This is a genomic window from Caballeronia sp. (assembly GCF_049581465.1).
Lineage (GTDB): Bacteria > Pseudomonadota > Gammaproteobacteria > Burkholderiales > Burkholderiaceae > Caballeronia.
The window spans coordinates 1-17,145 of record NZ_JBAUSA010000112.1 but is presented as its reverse complement, the minus strand read 5'-3'; the positions used below and the strand labels follow the sequence as shown (position 1 = coordinate 17,145).

At 60.3% G+C, this 17,145-nt stretch carries 16 protein-coding genes; 10 read left to right on the top strand and 6 right to left on the bottom strand.

Going from position 1 to position 17,145, the window contains the following annotated elements; genetic code table 11:
* Positions 1 to 65: 65 nt before the first annotated feature.
* Positions 66 to 260: a cysteine-rich CWC family protein gene (locus WCA53_RS02760; protein WP_423905219.1), complete on the bottom strand. Its 195-nt coding sequence runs from the start codon at positions 258 to 260 to the stop codon at positions 66 to 68.
* 122 nt (positions 261 to 382) lie between these two features.
* On the opposite strand from WCA53_RS02760, the gene argB reads away from it, so the two are divergent.
* From argB to WCA53_RS02730, 6 genes are all read left to right on the top strand, one after another.
* Entirely contained in the window at positions 383 to 1,282 is a 900-nt protein-coding gene (gene argB, locus WCA53_RS02755; protein ID WP_423905217.1) for an acetylglutamate kinase, read from the top strand.
* 2 nt (positions 1,283 to 1,284) lie between these two features.
* A complete protein-coding gene (locus tag WCA53_RS02750) occupies positions 1,285 to 2,025 on the top strand; it encodes a pyrimidine 5'-nucleotidase (RefSeq protein WP_423905215.1) in 741 nt (246 codons plus the stop codon).
* A gap of 330 nt (positions 2,026 to 2,355) precedes the next feature.
* Positions 2,356 to 3,501 (top strand): homoserine O-succinyltransferase MetX, encoded by a 1,146-nt coding sequence (gene metX / locus WCA53_RS02745; protein ID WP_423905213.1) that lies wholly within the window; start codon positions 2,356 to 2,358, stop codon positions 3,499 to 3,501.
* Positions 3,498 to 4,106, top strand: coding sequence for a methionine biosynthesis protein MetW (metW, locus tag WCA53_RS02740; protein ID WP_423905212.1), 609 nt, complete (start codon positions 3,498 to 3,500; stop codon positions 4,104 to 4,106). The genes metX and metW overlap by 4 nt, the downstream gene beginning before the upstream one ends.
* A gap of 61 nt (positions 4,107 to 4,167) precedes the next feature.
* Complete coding sequence (locus WCA53_RS02735) at positions 4,168 to 5,454, top strand: AmpG family muropeptide MFS transporter (protein WP_423905211.1); 1,287 nt, start codon at positions 4,168 to 4,170, stop codon at positions 5,452 to 5,454.
* Positions 5,451 to 6,632, top strand: a complete 1,182-nt coding sequence (locus WCA53_RS02730) for a M48 family metallopeptidase (RefSeq protein WP_423905208.1) — start codon at positions 5,451 to 5,453, stop codon at positions 6,630 to 6,632. The genes WCA53_RS02735 and WCA53_RS02730 overlap by 4 nt, the downstream gene beginning before the upstream one ends.
* Before the next feature lie 8 nt (positions 6,633 to 6,640).
* Here WCA53_RS02730 and WCA53_RS02725 read toward each other — a convergent pair whose 3' ends face one another.
* The 5 genes from WCA53_RS02725 to gatC form a co-directional block, all read right to left on the bottom strand.
* Positions 6,641 to 7,414: an exodeoxyribonuclease III gene (locus WCA53_RS02725; protein WP_423905206.1), complete on the bottom strand. Its 774-nt coding sequence runs from the start codon at positions 7,412 to 7,414 to the stop codon at positions 6,641 to 6,643.
* Between the two features lie 23 nt (positions 7,415 to 7,437).
* Positions 7,438 to 8,277, bottom strand: coding sequence for a PPK2 family polyphosphate kinase (locus WCA53_RS02720; RefSeq protein ID WP_423905205.1), 840 nt, complete (start codon positions 8,275 to 8,277; stop codon positions 7,438 to 7,440).
* Positions 8,278 to 8,368: 91 nt separating this feature from the next.
* Positions 8,369 to 9,847: an Asp-tRNA(Asn)/Glu-tRNA(Gln) amidotransferase subunit GatB gene (gatB, locus tag WCA53_RS02715; protein WP_423905203.1), complete on the bottom strand. Its 1,479-nt coding sequence runs from the start codon at positions 9,845 to 9,847 to the stop codon at positions 8,369 to 8,371.
* The gene (gatA, locus tag WCA53_RS02710) at positions 9,844 to 11,427 is read right to left on the bottom strand and encodes an Asp-tRNA(Asn)/Glu-tRNA(Gln) amidotransferase subunit GatA (protein ID WP_423905200.1); all 1,584 of its coding nucleotides are present in this window, start codon (positions 11,425 to 11,427) and stop codon (positions 9,844 to 9,846) included. The genes gatB and gatA overlap by 4 nt, the downstream gene beginning before the upstream one ends.
* An 88-nt stretch (positions 11,428 to 11,515) precedes the next feature.
* The gene (gene gatC / locus WCA53_RS02705) at positions 11,516 to 11,815 is read right to left on the bottom strand and encodes an Asp-tRNA(Asn)/Glu-tRNA(Gln) amidotransferase subunit GatC (RefSeq protein WP_423905198.1); all 300 of its coding nucleotides are present in this window, start codon (positions 11,813 to 11,815) and stop codon (positions 11,516 to 11,518) included.
* A 371-nt stretch (positions 11,816 to 12,186) separates the two neighbouring features.
* On the opposite strand from gatC, the gene WCA53_RS02700 reads away from it, so the two are divergent.
* The 4 genes from WCA53_RS02700 to mrdA all read left to right on the top strand — a co-directional run.
* A complete protein-coding gene (locus WCA53_RS02700) occupies positions 12,187 to 13,230 on the top strand; it encodes a rod shape-determining protein (protein ID WP_017772379.1) in 1,044 nt (347 codons plus the stop codon).
* A gap of 199 nt (positions 13,231 to 13,429) precedes the next feature.
* Positions 13,430 to 14,593: a rod shape-determining protein MreC gene (mreC, locus tag WCA53_RS02695; RefSeq protein WP_423905195.1), complete on the top strand. Its 1,164-nt coding sequence runs from the start codon at positions 13,430 to 13,432 to the stop codon at positions 14,591 to 14,593.
* Positions 14,590 to 15,102 (top strand): rod shape-determining protein MreD, encoded by a 513-nt coding sequence (gene mreD / locus WCA53_RS02690; protein ID WP_423905192.1) that lies wholly within the window; start codon positions 14,590 to 14,592, stop codon positions 15,100 to 15,102. The genes mreC and mreD overlap by 4 nt, the downstream gene beginning before the upstream one ends.
* A 53-nt stretch (positions 15,103 to 15,155) precedes the next feature.
* The coding region (mrdA, locus tag WCA53_RS02685; protein ID WP_423905189.1) for a penicillin-binding protein 2 at positions 15,156 to 17,145 on the top strand (1,990 nt) is incomplete at its 3' end.

Below are 17,145 nucleotides of genomic sequence, written 5' to 3'. Positions count from 1 at the left end.
GCGTGCGGTGAAAAAAGCCGCTGATTGACCGTTGCGAGGGCGCGTTACAGTCGAGCGCGTGCTGGCTATCCTGCTCCGGCACGCTGCGTTTCGGCCCGCAAGCACTCGGGGCACAAGCAGCTCCTTCCTGCTGCCAGGCGATCGAGCGGCAACCGCGGCAATGACGCGCACCAGCAGTCGGCATCGCCCGACTGCTGGCCGCAGCGGAAAAGCGCGCCGCACCGTGCGCAGCGCTGGTTAGCGGGATCGTCGGGTTTCATGCTCGTCTTTGTGCTTTTGTCGGGGCCATACCGGATCCAAAACGCGGATCCAAAACGTCTGATGCAGTGCGTCACTCCTGTACAATTCCGCCTGTTTAAACTGCCCTTCGCCCCTCGCCGCCATGTCCGAGCTTCCCGACCTTACGCAGATCGCGCCGACCCTGAAAGCCGAAATCCTGGCTGAGGCGTTGCCCTATATTCGCCAGTATCACGGCAAGACGATCGTGATCAAGTACGGCGGCAACGCAATGATCGAGGAGCGCCTGAAACAGGGCTTCGCGCGCGACGTGATCCTGCTGAAACTGGTCGGCATCAATCCGGTCATTGTGCACGGCGGCGGCCCGCAAATCGATCACGCGCTCAAGAAGATCGGCAAGCAAGGCGTCTTTATTCAAGGCATGCGCGTCACCGACGAAGAAACAATGGAAGTCGTCGAATGGGTGCTGGGCGGCGAAGTCCAGCAGGATATCGTCACGCTGATCAACCATTTCGGCGGCCAGGCGGTTGGCTTGACCGGCAAGGACGGCGGCCTGATCCACGCACGCAAGCTGCAAATGCCGGACCGCGACAACCCGGGCGAATTTATCGACATGGGGCAGGTCGGCGAGGTCGAGGCCATCAATCCGGCGGTCGTGAAAGCGCTTCAGGACGACGCGTTCATTCCGGTGATATCGCCGATCGGCTTTGGTGAAGACGGTTTGTCGTACAACATCAATGCTGACCTGGTTGCCGGGAAACTCGCCGTCGTGCTGAACGCCGAGAAGCTCGTGATGATGACCAACATTCCCGGCGTGATGGATAAGGCGGGCAATCTGCTGACCGATCTGTCGGCACGCGAAATCGACGCGTTGTTCGCCGATGGCACCATCTCCGGCGGCATGTTGCCGAAAATCTCGTCGGCGCTGGATGCGGCCAAGAGCGGCGTGCGCTCGGTGCACATCATCGATGGCCGGATCGAGCATTCGGTCCTGCTTGAAATCCTGACCGAACAGCCCTTCGGCACCATGATCCGCTCGCACTGACCATGACCTCCACTGGAGATCGGCGGGGTCGCCGGCGTGTTTCAGCGCCCGGCCCCGTTTGGCTGTTCGATCTCGACAACACCTTGCATCATGCGTCGCACGCGATTTTTCCCGAGATCAATCGCGCGATGACGCAATACATTATCGATACGCTCGGTGTCGATAAAGATGAAGCCAATCGCTTGCGTACCGGTTATACGCAGCGATACGGCGCTACGTTGCTCGGCTTGGTGCGCCATCATCCGATCGACGCAGCGGACTTCCTGCATGTCGTTCATACGTTCTCGGATCTTTCCTCCATGGTTCGCGCCGAGCGCGGGCTTGCGCGCATGTTGCGCGGACTACCCGGGCGGAAGATCGTCTTGACCAACGGGCCTTCGGTTTATGCTCGCGCGGTTTTAGCGGAGTTGGGCGTCGAACGGCTGTTTGAACGCGTGATCGCGATTGAAGACATGCAGGTGCACGGTGCATGGCGAGCCAAGCCCGATGCCACTATGCTGAGACGCGCCATGCGGCGAGCCAACGTTCGGCTTGCCGACGCTATTTTGGTCGAAGACACACGCGGGCATCTGAAACGATACAAGCGGCTGGGGCTTCGCACGGTCTGGATTACGGGGCATTTGCCTTCGGTCCTGAATGCCAGCGGCGCTGCTTCCCTTCGATCGCCTGGCACCGGGCGGCCTCATTATGTCGATCTGAAGATTCGGTCTTTGCAAGCGCTGCGAGGGTTTGGCGCCCGCTAGTCCGCCCTCCGATTTAATCATTCCGTGCGAAATAGTACGGATTCCATAGTTTTGTGCATTTTTACCGCCTGCCCCTGCTTTTCAGGTGTCGCTTCGCTGCCGGACGCCGTTTCGACACTCGTCCCTCCTGCGTCTTTCGCTTTTTCCGATATAATCTTTTCACTAAGTATCGTTTTATCGCGCCGATTTGCTGACTCGATTGCGGGCGCGCGAACCCTTCACGGTTCTCTATAAATGCGGCTAAAGAGGTTGTCAGCCGCGCCGACTCTCTCTTCCCGCGCACCGCCGACGCCGTTTAGCCGCCCTTGCCCTGTTTCAAAGGCGGAATGAATGGATTCAATCGGCATCGTTACTCCCCAAACTCTGCGCTTCGCCACGCCGCTGCGCATGCAGAACGGGAGTCTCCTCGCAGACTACGATCTCGTCGTCGAAACCTACGGCACGCTCAATGCCGCCCGGTCAAACGCCGTCCTGGTCTGCCACGCCCTCAACGCCTCGCACCACGTGGCCGGCATCTACGCCGATGACCCCAAGAATGTAGGCTGGTGGGACAACATGGTCGGGCCGGGTAAGCCGCTCGATACGAACAAGTTCTTCGTCATCGGCGTGAACAATCTCGGTTCCTGTTTCGGTTCGACCGGGCCCATGAGCATCGATTCGTCGACCGGAAGGCCCTACGGCGCCAGCTTTCCCCTGGTCACGGTCGAAGACTGGGTCAACGCTCAAGCGCGCGTGGCGGACGAGTACGGGATCGAGCGCTTCGCCGCCGTCATGGGCGGCAGCCTGGGCGGCATGCAAGCACTTGCCTGGAGCATGATGTATCCGGAGCGCGTGGCGCATTGCATCGTGGTGGCATCGACACCGAAACTCTCTGCGCAAAACATCGCGTTCAACGAGGTCGCGCGCTCGGCCATTCTCTCCGATCCCGATTTCCACGGCGGCGACTACTACGCGCACGGCGTGAAGCCGCGTCGCGGATTGCGGGTCGCACGCATGATCGGCCACATCACCTATCTCTCCGACGACGACATGGCCGCAAAGTTTGGCCGCGCGCTGCGTCGAGCAGAAGGCGCGCTCGACGCCTACAACTTCAACTTCGACGTGGAGTTCGAAGTGGAATCGTATCTGCGTTATCAAGGCGACAAATTCGCCGAATACTTCGACGCGAATACCTATCTACTGATCACGCGCGCGCTGGATTACTTCGATCCCGCCAAGGCCTTCGACGGCGACCTGACGAAATCACTGGCGCACACCACGGCGAAATACCTGATTGCCAGCTTCTCCACCGACTGGCGTTTTGCGCCCGCGCGTTCGCGCGAACTCGTCAAGGCGTTGCTCGATCACAAGCGCACGGTGAGCTACGCCGAAATCGATGCGCCGCACGGGCACGACGCCTTCCTGCTCGACGACCCGCGCTATCACAACCTGATGCGCGCCTATTACGAACGCATTGCCGCCGAGGTGGGCGCATGAATCAAGTCACGCTGGACTCTCTTTCCCTGCGCTCGGACTTTCGGGCGATCGCGCGCTGGGTGGAACCGAACTCATCGGTTCTCGATCTCGGCTGCGGCGACGGTTCGCTGCTTTCGTTGCTGGCCGAAGAACTCGATGTCAAAGGCTACGGCATCGAAATCAACGACGCCGGCGTGCTGGCTTGCGCCCAGAAGGGCGTGAACGTGATCCAGCAGAATCTGGAAGACGGCTTGCGCCTCTTCGAAAACGATAGCTTCGACTTCGCCATCCTCTCGCAGACGCTTCAAACGATCCATCAAACTGCCGCGATACTTCGCGAAACCGTGCGCGTGGGCCGCGAGTGCATTGTGTCGTTTCCTAATTTCGGCTACTGGCGGCATCGGCTGGAGGTAGTGAAGGGCCGCATGCCGGTCTCGAAGACGCTGCCCTATCAATGGCACAACACGCCGAACGTGCGCGTTCTCACGATTCAGGATTTCGAGGCGCTGGCGCCGGAAGTGGGTATCGAGATCCTCGATCGCGCCGTGCTGCATGACGGCCGATCCATCCGTTGGGGCGTGAACTGGCGTGGTAGCCTTGCGGTCTATCGCGTGAAGCGAAGCTGAACTGAATGCGTGGTTCGCCGCTCGCGTATCGCGTATCCACCCTCGCTTCAGAACTGCTCCTATGTCGAACACGCCACACGAGGCGCCCGCTTTAACCGCTCACGACGAACATCCCAACTGGCATGCGTTTCTCAACAAACGCATGCTGATTTGCGTGTTTCTCGGCTTCACCTCCGGGCTGCCGCTTTTCACGCTTATCTATCTCGTGCAGGCATGGCTGCGCAAGGAAGGCGTGAATCTGAAGGAGATCGGCCTGTTCGCGCTGATCCAGTTTCCGTACACGTGGAAGTTCATCTGGGCCCCGCTCATGGACCGCTACGTGCCACGCCTTCCGGGCTGGCGGCCCGGGCGCCGGCGCGGCTGGATGATCGTCACGCAAGTGCTGGTGGCGATTGCTATCGGCGCGCTGGGGTTCGTGTCGCCGAAAGACGAGATCTGGACGGTTGCCGCGCTCACCGCGCTAGTGGCGTTGTTCGGCGCGAGCCAGGACATTGCGATCGATGCCTACCGCCGCGAACTGCTCGCCGATACCGAGCAAGGCCTCGGCAACGCGGTCTTCGTAAACGCGTACAAGATCGCTGCGCTGGTGCCGGGGTCTCTCGGCCTGATTCTCGCGGATCATCTGCCCTGGGCCACCGTGTTCCTCGTCACCGCTGCGTTCATGTTGCCGGGCATGGTGCTGACGTTCGTCGTCTCTGAACCAGAGATACATGGCACGCCGCCCAAGAATCTCCGCGATGCCATCGTGCAGCCGTTTAGCGAATTCATCGCAAGGGATGGATGGCGCGCGGCGCTGCTGATCCTTGGCTTCATCTTCCTGTACAAGCTCGGCGATACGATGGCGACCACCCTGTCCACCTCGTTCTTCCTCGATATCGGCTTCAACATGACCCAGATCGGCGTGATCGCGAAGACGGTCGCGTTCTGGGCGAGTCTCGCGGGCGGGATTATCGGCGGCGTGTGGCTGGTGAAGATCGGCATCGGTCGCGGCTTGTGGATTTTCGGCGCGCTGCAAATCGTATCGACCCTTGGCTTCGCCTGGCTCGCGAAAATCGGGCCGTCGCCGGTTGCGTTGGCGGCGCTCTACGGTTTTGAGACCTTCGCCACGGGACTCACCACGGCGGCGTTCGTCGCGTATATCGCGAGCACGACCGACCCGCGCTACACCGCGACGCAGTTCGCGTTGTTCACCAGCCTCGCTTCGGTGCCGCGAACGCTGGCCTCGGCATCGAGTGGCTTCGTGGTAGCGAGGACCGGCTGGTTCGAGTACTTCATCGTCTGCGCCGCGCTCGCGATTCCCGGCATGTTAATGTTGCCGAAAATCGCGCCCTGGAGACCCGCCCGATGAAGGTGCACGCCACAATTCGTGTACTCGCTTGCGCGGCGACGCTTCATGCCGGCCTGAGCCTCGCGGCGGGAGCGGCATCGGATCCCGTGCCGGCAGCAGCGTCCGCCGTTGCTCCGGCCGCCAAGGCCGAACTGAAGAACGATGTGAAGGCCGGCGCGAAGCCGGAAACCAAAGCAGACGCTAAACCTGCCGACACTAAGCCTGATCTCGCGGCCAATATCAAAGCGGACGTGAAAGCGGTCGCACAAGGCACGGCACAGCCGCAATCCGCACCGGCATCTGCGTCGGGATCGGCGTCGGCGTCGGCGTCGGCGGCATCCCAGGCCACGCCTGCGCAACCGCCAGAAACACAGCGCGTGCCACCGCCGTACACGGCGCCCAGCGCACAAATCAGCTTCGGCGACGCCGCGCAGTTCCGCAACCTGATTTCATCGGCGACGTTGGAACAGGAATCCGCCGACGCGTACGCGCAAATCCTGCACGATGCCGCATACAGCGATCGCCTGCTGGGCAGTAACGCGCCCCTCGTCAAACGCGCGCGGGAAATCGCCGAGCGCGAAATTCCGTTTGCGCTGAAGTGGAACGACCGCGCGAAGAACTGGAAGTGGGAAATCAACGTGGTGCGGTCAAGCGACATCCGGATATATTGCCTGCCGGGCGGCAAGATCCTGATCTATAGCGGACTGGTTGATAAGCTGCATCTCAACGACAACGAACTCGCGATGATGCTCGGCCACGAGATCGCGCATGCGCTGCGCGAACATGCGCGTGACCGGCTTGGCAGGCTACAGGCCGCGCAATTGAGCACGGGAACCATGCCGCAATTGTTCGGATTCACCGATCCCGAATCACCGCCGATGGGTATTGGCGAGCAGTTGCTGGCCATGCGCTATTCGCCCGCCGATGAAACCGAGGCCGATGTAATCGGTAGTGAAATCGCGTCGCGCGCGGGTTACGATCCGCGCGCCGCCGTGACGTTGTGGAAGAAGATCGATGCCCATACGCGCCGCGCCGACAACGGCTTGATCTGGATGCATCCATTCGGGCCCGCGCGGCTTCAGGACCTGATAAAGCGTCTTCCCGACATGATGCCTTTGTACGCGAAAGCGATCGGGAAAACGGTGGATCAATTGCCGACTTACGCCGGCATGGGCCGATTCAAGAAGGCGCAGCTTTAAATCGTCCCTTAAACTTTCCAGTCGTAATCGACAATCAGCGGCGCGTGGTCGCTGAACTTGATATCGCGGAACACGGATGTAGATTTCGCGGTATCCGCCACGCCCTGGGTTGCGATCTGGTAATCGATCCGCCATCCGACGTTCTTCGCGTAAGCCTGCCCGCGATTGCTCCACCACGTATATTGTTCGGGCCGCGGGTCGAGCGTCCGGAATACATCGACGTAACCTTTTTCGTCGAAGAGTTGGGTCAGCCACGCGCGCTCTTCCGGCAGGCAGCCCGAATTCTTCTGGTTGCTTTTCCAATTCTTGATGTCGATTTCCTTGTGCACGATATTCACGTCGCCACACAAGATCACTTCGCGCTCTTTCGCCAACGCCGCCAGATGCGGCATGAATTCGCTCATGAACCGGTATTTGGCTTGCTGGCGTTCGTCGCCGCTGGAACCCGACGGGACATACACCGATACCACCGATAAATCCCCGAACCGCGTTTCCACGTAACGCCCTTCGGGATCGAATTCTTCGCTGCCGTAACCGATGATCACTTCATCCGGTTCATGTCGCGTATAAACCCCCGCGCCCGAATAACCCTTCTTCGCAGCGTGCTGGAAATACCCCTGGAAACCATGGGGTGCGAGAAACTCCGGCGTCAGGTCGTCCTGCGAACATTTGATCTCCTGGACGCAGACTACATCCGCTTCTTGCTGCCCGAACCAGTCGAAAAAACCCTTCTTGGCCGCGGAACGGATGCCGTTCAAATTGGCGGTGATGACACGAAACATGAAGCGTCCTTATAAGTGATGACTCATTCGACCTTGATCCCCTTCAGCGATTCTTTCGCTGGCGGATACTCGAGTTTCAAACCTTGCAACGTACGCACGAGCAAACTCGCGATCATCACGTTCCGATGTGTTTTGGAATCCGCGGGAATGATGAACCACGGCGCCTTTTCCGTCGATGTCGCGCCGAGTGCCCCTGCATACGCCTGTTGATAGTCGTCCCACTGCTTGCGTGCTTCCAGATCGGATGGATCGAATTTCCAGTGCTTCTCGGGATTATCGATACGCGCCTGCAAGCGTCTCTTCTGTTCGTCCTTCGATATATGCAGAAAACACTTCAGGATCGTCGTCCCGCTTTCCACGAGCAGCGATTCGAACGCGCGAATATCTTCATAACGTCGCTCACACGCTTTTTGATCGATTTGCTTCAACACTCGCGGCACCAGCACGTCTTCGTAGTGGCTGCGATTAAAAATGGTGAACTCACCTGCGGCCGGCACTTGCGCATGAACGCGCCAGAGAAAATCGTGCGCGGCTTCGACTTCGGAAGGCGCCTTGAACGCAGCGATACGCAAGCCGAGCGGATCGACATCGCGGAAAACGGCGCGGATCGTGCCGTCCTTGCCGCTTGAATCCATACCTTGAAGGAGTAGTAGCACGCGCTGCTTGTGTTGCGCATGCAGCTTTTCCTGCGACTTGTCGATCTCGGCGGTCATTGCCGCGAGATGCACGCCATCCTCGTCTTTGGAACCGAGGGAAAATGGCTTCGACGCCTGATCGATGGAACCCAAGTCGAACGGGGAAGGCTTCTTTCCAGCATCGAAATACGGCACGCGGAAGTCATCGAGTTCAGGTTTTTTAGCCATGCGTGCTCACGTTTTAAAATTCGATCGATAAAGCAAACGGGCTGCCGCCAAACTATTCCGGCAGCAGCCCGCGATTACTACAAGCGCAAAATCAAGACGCCAGTTTCTTCTTCAAAAGCTCGGTGACCTGTTGCGGATTGGCTCGGCCCTTGGTCGCCTTCATTGCCTGGCCGATCAGCGCATTAAACGCCTTTTCCTTGCCCGAGCGAAACTCATCGACCGATTTCTGGTTCGCGGCCATGACTTCATCCAGGATGGCCTCCAGCGCGCCCGAATCCGAAATCTGCTTCAGGCCCTTCGCATCGATAATCCGGTCGGCAGCGGCTTCGTCGGTCGCTTTCTCTTCCCAGATTGCCTGGAAAATATCCTTGGCAATCTTGTTGGAGATCGTGCCGTCGGCAATCCGCTGAATCAAAAGTGCCAACTGCGCCGCCGACACGGGCATCTCGGAAATTTCCAGCGAATCGCGATTCAGTTGCGACGACACCTCGCCCATCAACCAGTTCGCTGCAAGCTTTGCATTAGCCGGACCTACCTTGTTCGCTACGGCTTCGAAGTACACGGACATCGCTTTCGATGAAGTCAAACCCGCCGCGTCGTAAGGCGTCAAGCCATATTGTTCGACGAAGCGCGTTTGCATCGCTTCCGGAAGCTCGGGCAATTCGCTGCGAACCCGCGCGATCCACGCTTCATCGATCACCAGCGGCATCAGATCGGGGTCGGGAAAATAGCGATAATCGTGTGCGTCTTCCTTGCTGCGCATGGATCGCGTTTCGCGCTTGTCCGGATCGTAAAGCCGCGTTTCCTGCACCACCGTGCCGCCATCCTCGATCAATTCAATCTGGCGACGCACTTCGTATTGAATGGCTTCTTCCAGAAAGCGGAACGAGTTCAGGTTCTTGATCTCGGCACGCGTGCCGAATTCGGCCTGACCGACTGGGCGCACGGAGACGTTGGCGTCGCAACGGAACGAGCCTTCCTGCATGTTGCCGTCGCAGATACCGAGCCATTGCACGAGCGCGTGCAGTGACTTGGCGTAGGCGACCGCTTCGGCCGCGCTGCGCATCTCCGGCTCGGTGACGATCTCGAGCAGGGGCGTTCCGGCGCGGTTCAAGTCGATACCCGTCATGCCCGCGAAGTCCTCATGAAGCGACTTTCCGGCATCTTCTTCAAGGTGGGCGCGCGTCAGGTTGACGGTCTTTTCGTAGGCGGCCTTGCCGGTCTTCTCATTGGCCGGAACCTGGATCGTCACGCTACCGCCCTGCACGACCGGAATCTCAAACTGGCTGATCTGATAGCCCTTCGGCAGATCGGGATAGAAATAGTTTTTGCGCGCGAAAACGCTGCGCGGCGCGATCGTCGAGCCCAGCGCCAGCCCGAGACGAATGGCGCGCTCGACGGCGCCGCGATTCATCACCGGCAACGACCCCGGCAACGCGAGATCGACAGGGCAGGCCTGCGTGTTCGGCTCCGCGCCGAATTGCGTGGCTGCGCCCGAAAAAATCTTGGAAACGGTGGATAACTGCGCGTGCGTCTCCAGACCGATAACGACTTCCCATTGCATGGTCATGCCTCCCGCCGAGCCGCATCGGGGGTGGCATGCGCCCCCCCGGCTGGCAGCGAATCAATTGAGCGCGGGGACAGTTCGTCCTGTCCCGTCGCGGCTGAGGGTTCGCGCAAATGCCAGTCGGTCGCGCGCTGGAACGCGTCGGCGACCTGGAGCATCCGGGCTTCGCTGAAATAGTTGCCGATGATCTGCAAGCCGACCGGACGATTCGCGTGCGCGCTGCCGCTCGCGCCGAAGCCGCATGGCACGCTCATGCCCGGCAAGCCGGCGAGGCTGATGGAAAGCGTGTAGATATCGGCGAGATACATCTGCACCGGATCGTCGGCTTTTTCGCCGAGATTCCATGCAACCGTGGGCGCGACCGGTCCCATGATCACGTCGCAATGTTTGAACGCTTCCTGGAAATCCTGCGCGATGATGCGGCGGATTTTCTGCGCCTGGAGATAGTAGGCGTCGTAATAGCCATGCGACAGGACGTAGGCGCCGACCAGTATCCGGCGCTTCACTTCCGGGCCAAAGCCTTCGGCGCGCGACTTCTTGTACATGTCGAGCAAGTCGGTGTACTCAGCCGCGCGATGGCCGTATCGGACGCCATCGAAGCGTGAAAGATTCGACGACGCCTCTGCCGGCGCGATGATGTAGTACACCGGAATCGACAACTCGGTCTTAGGCAACGACACCTCGACCAAGGTTGCGCCAAGCGCTTCGTATTGCTTCAAGGCCGCGTCGATCGCCGTGCGCACTTCGTCGCTCAGTCCCGCACCGAAGAACTCCTTCGGCACGCCGACGCGCAATCCCGCGAGTGGCTTGCCAGCGCTGTCTCCCGACCAGCGCTGGCCGAGATAGCGCGTGTAGTCCTCGTCTGCGCGTTCGAGGCTGGTCGAGTCGCGCGGATCGAACGACGCGATGGCGTTGAGCAGCACGGCGCAATCGGCGGCGCTGCGGGCCATCGGGCCGCCCTGGTCGAGCGACGAAGCGAACGCGATCATGCCGTATCGCGACACGCGGCCGTAGGTGGGCTTGATCCCGGTAATGCCGCTAAACGATGCCGGCTGGCGAATCGAGCCGCCTGTATCGGTGCCAGTGGCGGCGGGCGCGAGACCCGCGGCTACCGCTGCCGCCGAGCCACCGGATGAGCCACCGGGCACCGCTTTCAGATCCCACGGATTCTTGACCGGGCCAAAGTACGAATTCTCGTTGGACGAACCCATCGCGAATTCGTCCATGTTCGTCTTGCCGAGCGTCACCATGCCGGCACTTTTCAGGCGATCGACGACGGTGGCATCGAACGGGCTCGTGTAGTTTTCGAGCATTTTGGAACCTGCCGTCGAGGTCCAGCCGCGCGTGACGAACACGTCCTTGTGCGCGATAGGCAGTCCGGTCAGCGCGCCGGCCTCGCCACGTGCGATCAGCGCGTCGGCGGCTTTCGCCTGCGCGAGCGTGAGTTCGTGATCGACATTGATGAACGCGTTGAGATGTTGTGCGGCCCCGATGCGCTGCAAGTACAACTGCGCGAGTTCGACGGCGGAAATGGTTTTCGCGTCGAGCGCCGCGCGCAGTTCGGTCAAGCTTTTATGATGCATTGCGTTTTCCTGATGGGCGTCGTGTCCCGCACGCCTTTTGGTTTCATTCCTGTGCCGCGTTGATACGAGGACAAACCGAGGACATGCTCTACTCGATTACCTTCGGCACCAGATACAGCCCGTCGCGCACAGCGGGCGCAGGCTTTTGGAACGCTTCGCGATCTACCTGCTCGGTAACGGCGTCGTTGCGCAGGCGCAGTTCGATTTCCATGATCTGTTCGATCGGATGAGCGAGCGGTTCAATACCCGTTGTGTCCACGGCCTGCATCTGTTCCACGAGGCCGAAGAAGTCGTTGAGCCGCGCGAGCGTGGGGCCGGCCTCATGCTCGGGCAATTCGAGCCGCGCGAGGTGCGCGATGCGCTTTACATCTGTCAGGGTCAAAGACATTCGGTCACCGTTTCTTTTTCGTTTCGATCCGCGCGTTCGTGAAGGGCGCGGCTACAGACTTGGGAAGTAGGAGGCCTGAAAACAGGCTTGGGCGATGGCAAAATGTACCGTCCTTTTCCTTCGAATACCCCAAAATTATAAGGTATCATTACGCGTTCGACCCAAATCCGGATCGACTTACCGACAGCCCTTTCTTGGTTACAGGTTTTTTCGAGAAATGCGCTGCGGTTGGGTTGCATCCTCCGGTAGATTTCCTCGCAGCCTTGCAGTCGTGGCGACCATATGGGTCCCGGTGCAGGCTGTCACTTTTTTCCGCTGCCGTCCTTTGGCGCTTGAAGCGAGGCACGGCTCCCAGCGAGACAGGATTTTGAATGTTCGGTTTTTTGCGCAGCTATTTTTCAAACGATCTGGCGATTGATCTCGGCACCGCCAACACGCTGATCTACATGCGTGGCAAGGGTATCGTTCTCGATGAGCCGTCGGTGGTTTCCATCCGTCAGGAAGGCGGCCCGAACGGCAAGAAGACTATTCAGGCCGTTGGCCGCGAAGCGAAGCAGATGCTCGGCAAGGTGCCGGGCAACATCGAAGCTATCCGGCCCATGAAGGACGGCGTGATCGCCGACTTCACGGTCACCGAGCAGATGATCAAGCAGTTCATCAAGACTGCACACGAATCGCGGATGTTTTCGCCTTCGCCGCGCATCATCATCTGCGTGCCTTGCGGCTCTACGCAGGTCGAACGCCGCGCGATCAAGGAAGCGGCGCATGGCGCGGGTGCCTCGCAGGTCTACCTGATCGAAGAACCCATGGCCGCGGCCATCGGCGCCGGCCTGCCAGTGTCGGAAGCAACGGGCTCCATGGTCGTCGACATCGGCGGCGGCACGACCGAAGTGGGCGTGATCTCGCTCGGCGGTATCGTGTACAAGGGCTCGGTGCGTGTTGGCGGCGACAAGTTCGACGAAGCTATCGTCAATTACATCCGTCGCAACTACGGCATGTTGATCGGCGAGCAAACGGCAGAAGCCATCAAGAAAGAAATCGGTTCGGCTTTCCCGGGCTCCGAAGTCAAGGAGATGGAAGTCAAGGGTCGTAATCTTTCTGAAGGCATTCCGCGCAGCTTCACTATTTCGAGCAACGAAATTCTTGAAGCGCTCACTGATCCGCTGAACCAGATCGTGTCGTCGGTGAAGATTGCGCTGGAACAGACGCCGCCGGAACTGGGCGCTGATATTGCCGAGCGCGGCATGATGCTCACCGGTGGCGGCGCGTTGCTGCGCGATCTCGACCGGTTGCTCGCAGAAGAAACAGGCTTGCCGGTGCTGGTGGCCGAAGATCCGCTGACGTGTGTCGTACGCGGTTCGGGCATGGCGCTCGAACGCATGGACAAGCTCGGCAGCATCTTCTCCTACGAGTAGGCCTTGTCGCCTTTCACGAAGGCGCCAACATCACGCACTCGCTCAATGCAACGCATGCGACGTGCGCGAAGCAAGCGACTTGCGCACTATGTCACGCGGCCCGTTTTGAATGGGGCCGCGATGAAAAGCGCATGGCATGGCCGTATCATTACGCGGCCGCACAGCTTCGAACCAACCGCTCTCGCCTTCGGCGCTGACCATGGAATACAGTCCGCCGCCACTCTTTAGGCAAGGTCCTTCCGCTCTCGCGCGATTGATCTTCTTCGTCGTGCTCGCGCTCGCCCTGCTAATCTCCGACGCCCGCTTCAACACGCTTGAAATGGTGCGCGGCGTGCTGGGCGCAGGCTTGTATCCGCTGCAACGAGCCGCACTCGTGCCGCGCGACATTTTCATGGGCGCCGCCGATCTGGCCGTGACCAGCGCCACGCTGCGCAGCGAAAACACCAAGCTGAAGGCGAAGAACCTCGATTTGTCGGTGAAAGCGAACGACGCGGCGCGGCTCGACGCCGAAAACGCGCACTTGCGCTCTTTGCTCGACCTCGAGTCCCATGCCAACACGCAAACCATTCCCGTCGAAGTGCAGTACGACACGCGTGATCCTTTCACGCAAAAGGTCGTGATCGGTAAAGGCGCGCGGGAAGGCATCCAGAATGGCGCCCCCGTCGTCAATGAGGACGGGATGATCGGCCAGGTAACGCGCGTGTTCCCGCTGCAATCGGAAGTCACCCTCCTCTCCGACAAAGACCAGGCCGTACCTGTGCAAATCGTGCGGACGGGTTTGCGCAGCGTGATCTACGGCACGCCAAAGGGCGACACGCTCGACTTGCGGTTTGTGCCAATCAGCGCCGACGTGCAAACCGGCGACGAGCTCGTGACCAGCGGCCTGGACGGCATCTATCCGCCGGGATTGCCGGTAGCGAAAGTCGTTCGCGTCGATAAACAAGCCGATACCGCGTTTGCGCGCGTGGTTTGCCTGCCGGTCGCACCGATACGCGGCGCACGGCAAATGCTCGTGCTGCACTACGAATTGAAGCTGCCGCCGAATCCGGAAGAAATCGAAGCCGAGGCGGCGGCGAAAGAAGCCAAGGACAATAAGGGCAAGAAGGGCAAGCCATTGGTGGGTAAAAGTGCCATCGCAGCGAGCGCGCCGGTGACGGCCGGCGCAGCCCCCGCTGTGGCAACGGCCATAAAGCCGGAAGCGGTCGCGAAACCCGACGGCGTGGCTGCGAAGAAACCTGACGGTGTGGCTGCAAAGAAGCCCGACGGCGCCATTCCTGCAAAGAAGCCTGACGGCGCCCCCACCGCCAAGAAGCCCGAGAAGGCACAAGCTGTGAAAAAACCCGCTGACGGAGCCGCGCCATGAACCGTCCGCAATACATCCTGCAGCCGGTCAATCCGTATTTCATTACTTTCAGCCTGGCCGCGGCATTCCTGTTGAACCTCATGCCATGGGGCCGGATGATCGGCGTGCCGGATATTGTCGCGCTGGTGCTGCTGTTCTGGAATGTCCACCAGCCGCGTCGCGTGGGCATGGGCATCGCGTTTATGCTCGGCATGCTGATGGACGTTCACAATGCAAGCCTGCTCGGTGAGCATGCGCTCGCTTACACGTTGTTATCGTATGGCGCCATCTCGATCCACAGGCGCGTATTGTGGATGACTCTGCCCGTGCAAACCTTCGTGGTCGCGCCTTTGCTGGTCGGCGCGCAGGTCGTGCCGTTCGTAATCCGCCTGCTCACCGGCGCCGCGTTTCCGGGCTGGGGTTATTTGATCGATGGATTCGTGGAAGCCCTCTTGTGGCCAGTCGCGAGTTTCCTGTTGCTCATGCCACAGCGCCGTGCAGCAGACCCCGACGACACACGTCCCATCTAGGCGCCCGCTGTAGCTGACGCTCGCCGACCACGCGTACCACCCGCGAAAATTGCATGACCGAATTCCAGAACGCCGAACAACAGTTGTCGAAGTTTCGCTTGCGGGTCGCAGCCGCCGGCCTGTTCGTGTTCGTCTGCTTCGGGCTGATCGGCATCCGCTTTCTTTACCTGCAGGTCTGGCACTTCAGCAAGTATTCGCTGCAAGCCGACGAAAACCGCATTTCCGTCGCGCCGATTGTCCCGAATCGAGGGATCATTACCGACCGCAACGGCGTCGTCCTCGCCAAGAACTATTCGGCGTACACGCTGGAAATTACGCCATCGAAGATCGACACCACGCTCGACGACGAAATCGACCGCATTGCGACGGTCATTCCAGTCGATCAGCGCGACCGGCGCCGTTTCAAGAAGCTTCTTGAGGATTCGAAGAACTTCGAAAGCCTGCCCATACGAACCCGGCTCACCGACGAGGAAGTCGCCCGCTTCACGGCGCAGCGGTATCGATTCCCCGGTGTGGAAGTGCGGGCGCGGTTGTTCCGCCAATATCCGCTCGGTCCGACGGCGGCGCATGTGATCGGTTATATCGGCCGGATTTCGCTACGCGATCAGGAACGTATCGATGAAGCCAGCGACCAGAACGACGCCGATACGGACCATTACGATCCGCGCGTGGACGCGAACAATTACAAGGGCACGGATTACACCGGCAAGATCGGTGTGGAACAAAGCTACGAAACTGAATTGCACGGCCTGACCGGCTTCGAGGAAGTTGAAGTGACTGCCGGCGGGCGGCCCGTTCGGACGCTGTCGCGAACGCAGGCGACGCCTGGGAACAACCTCGTGTTGTCGCTGGACATCGGCTTGCAGCAAGTGGCGGAACAAGCATTTGCAGGCAAGCGCGGCGCGCTGGTCGCCATCGAGCCGGCGACCGGCGACGTGCTTGCGTTCGTATCGGCGCCCAGTTTCGACCCGAATTCTTTCGTCGATGGCATCGACCAGCAAACATGGGATTCGCTCAACAATTCGCCTGACCACCCGCTCTTGAACCGGCCGCTGCACGGCACCTATCCGCCCGGCTCCACTTATAAGCCGTTCATGGCGCTCGCCGCGCTGACCTTGCACAAGCGCACGCCGAGCTGGGGTTTCCAGGACCCGGGTTCGTACACGTTCGGCGGCCACACGTTCCGCAACGACGTGCGCGCGGGTCAGGGCTGGGTCGACATGAACCGCGCGATCGTGGTGTCCAACGACACGTATTTCTACATGCTTGCGCACGATCTCGGCGTGAACGCGATGGCCGGCTTCATGAAGCCGTGGGGATTCGGGCAGATCACCGGTATCGATATCAACGGCGAAGCGCGCGGCATCCTGCCGTCGACCGAATGGAAGCGCAAGGCGTATCGGAAGCCGGAACAGCAGCGCTGGTATGAAGGCGAGACGATCAGTCTCGGGATTGGCCAGGGCTACAACTCGTTCACGATCCTTCAGCTTGCGCACGCCACCGCGACGTTGGCGAACGACGGCGTGGTCATGAAGCCGCACTTGGTGAAGGAAATTGAAAATCCGATCACCAAGGCGATGCGCCTCACCGTGCGCGACCCAAGCGCGAAAATCGATGTGAAGCAGTCGGATATCGACGTGATCAAGCGCGCGATGGAAGGCGTGGTCACGACCGGCACGGGTGCCAAGATTTTCCGGGGCGCGCCGTATCAGGCGGCGGGTAAAACGGGGACGGCACAGGTTTATTCGCTGCAAGGCGCCAATTATTCGGGCCACGCGACAGCAGAACACTTGCGCGACCATGCGTTGTTTATCGCGTTTGCTCCGGCTGAGCATCCGACCATCGCGGTGGCGTTGATCGTGGAAAACGGCGGCTGGGGCGCGGAATCGGCGGGTCCGATCGCGCGTCGCGTGCTTGATTACTATCTCATCGATCGCCTGAAACCCGGTGCGGAAGCCGCCGCTGTGGCAGCGGCGGCATCGGCGACGGAAGATGCGAATGCGCCGGTCATCGGCGCTGCGCAATCGCCGCAGGACGCGGCAC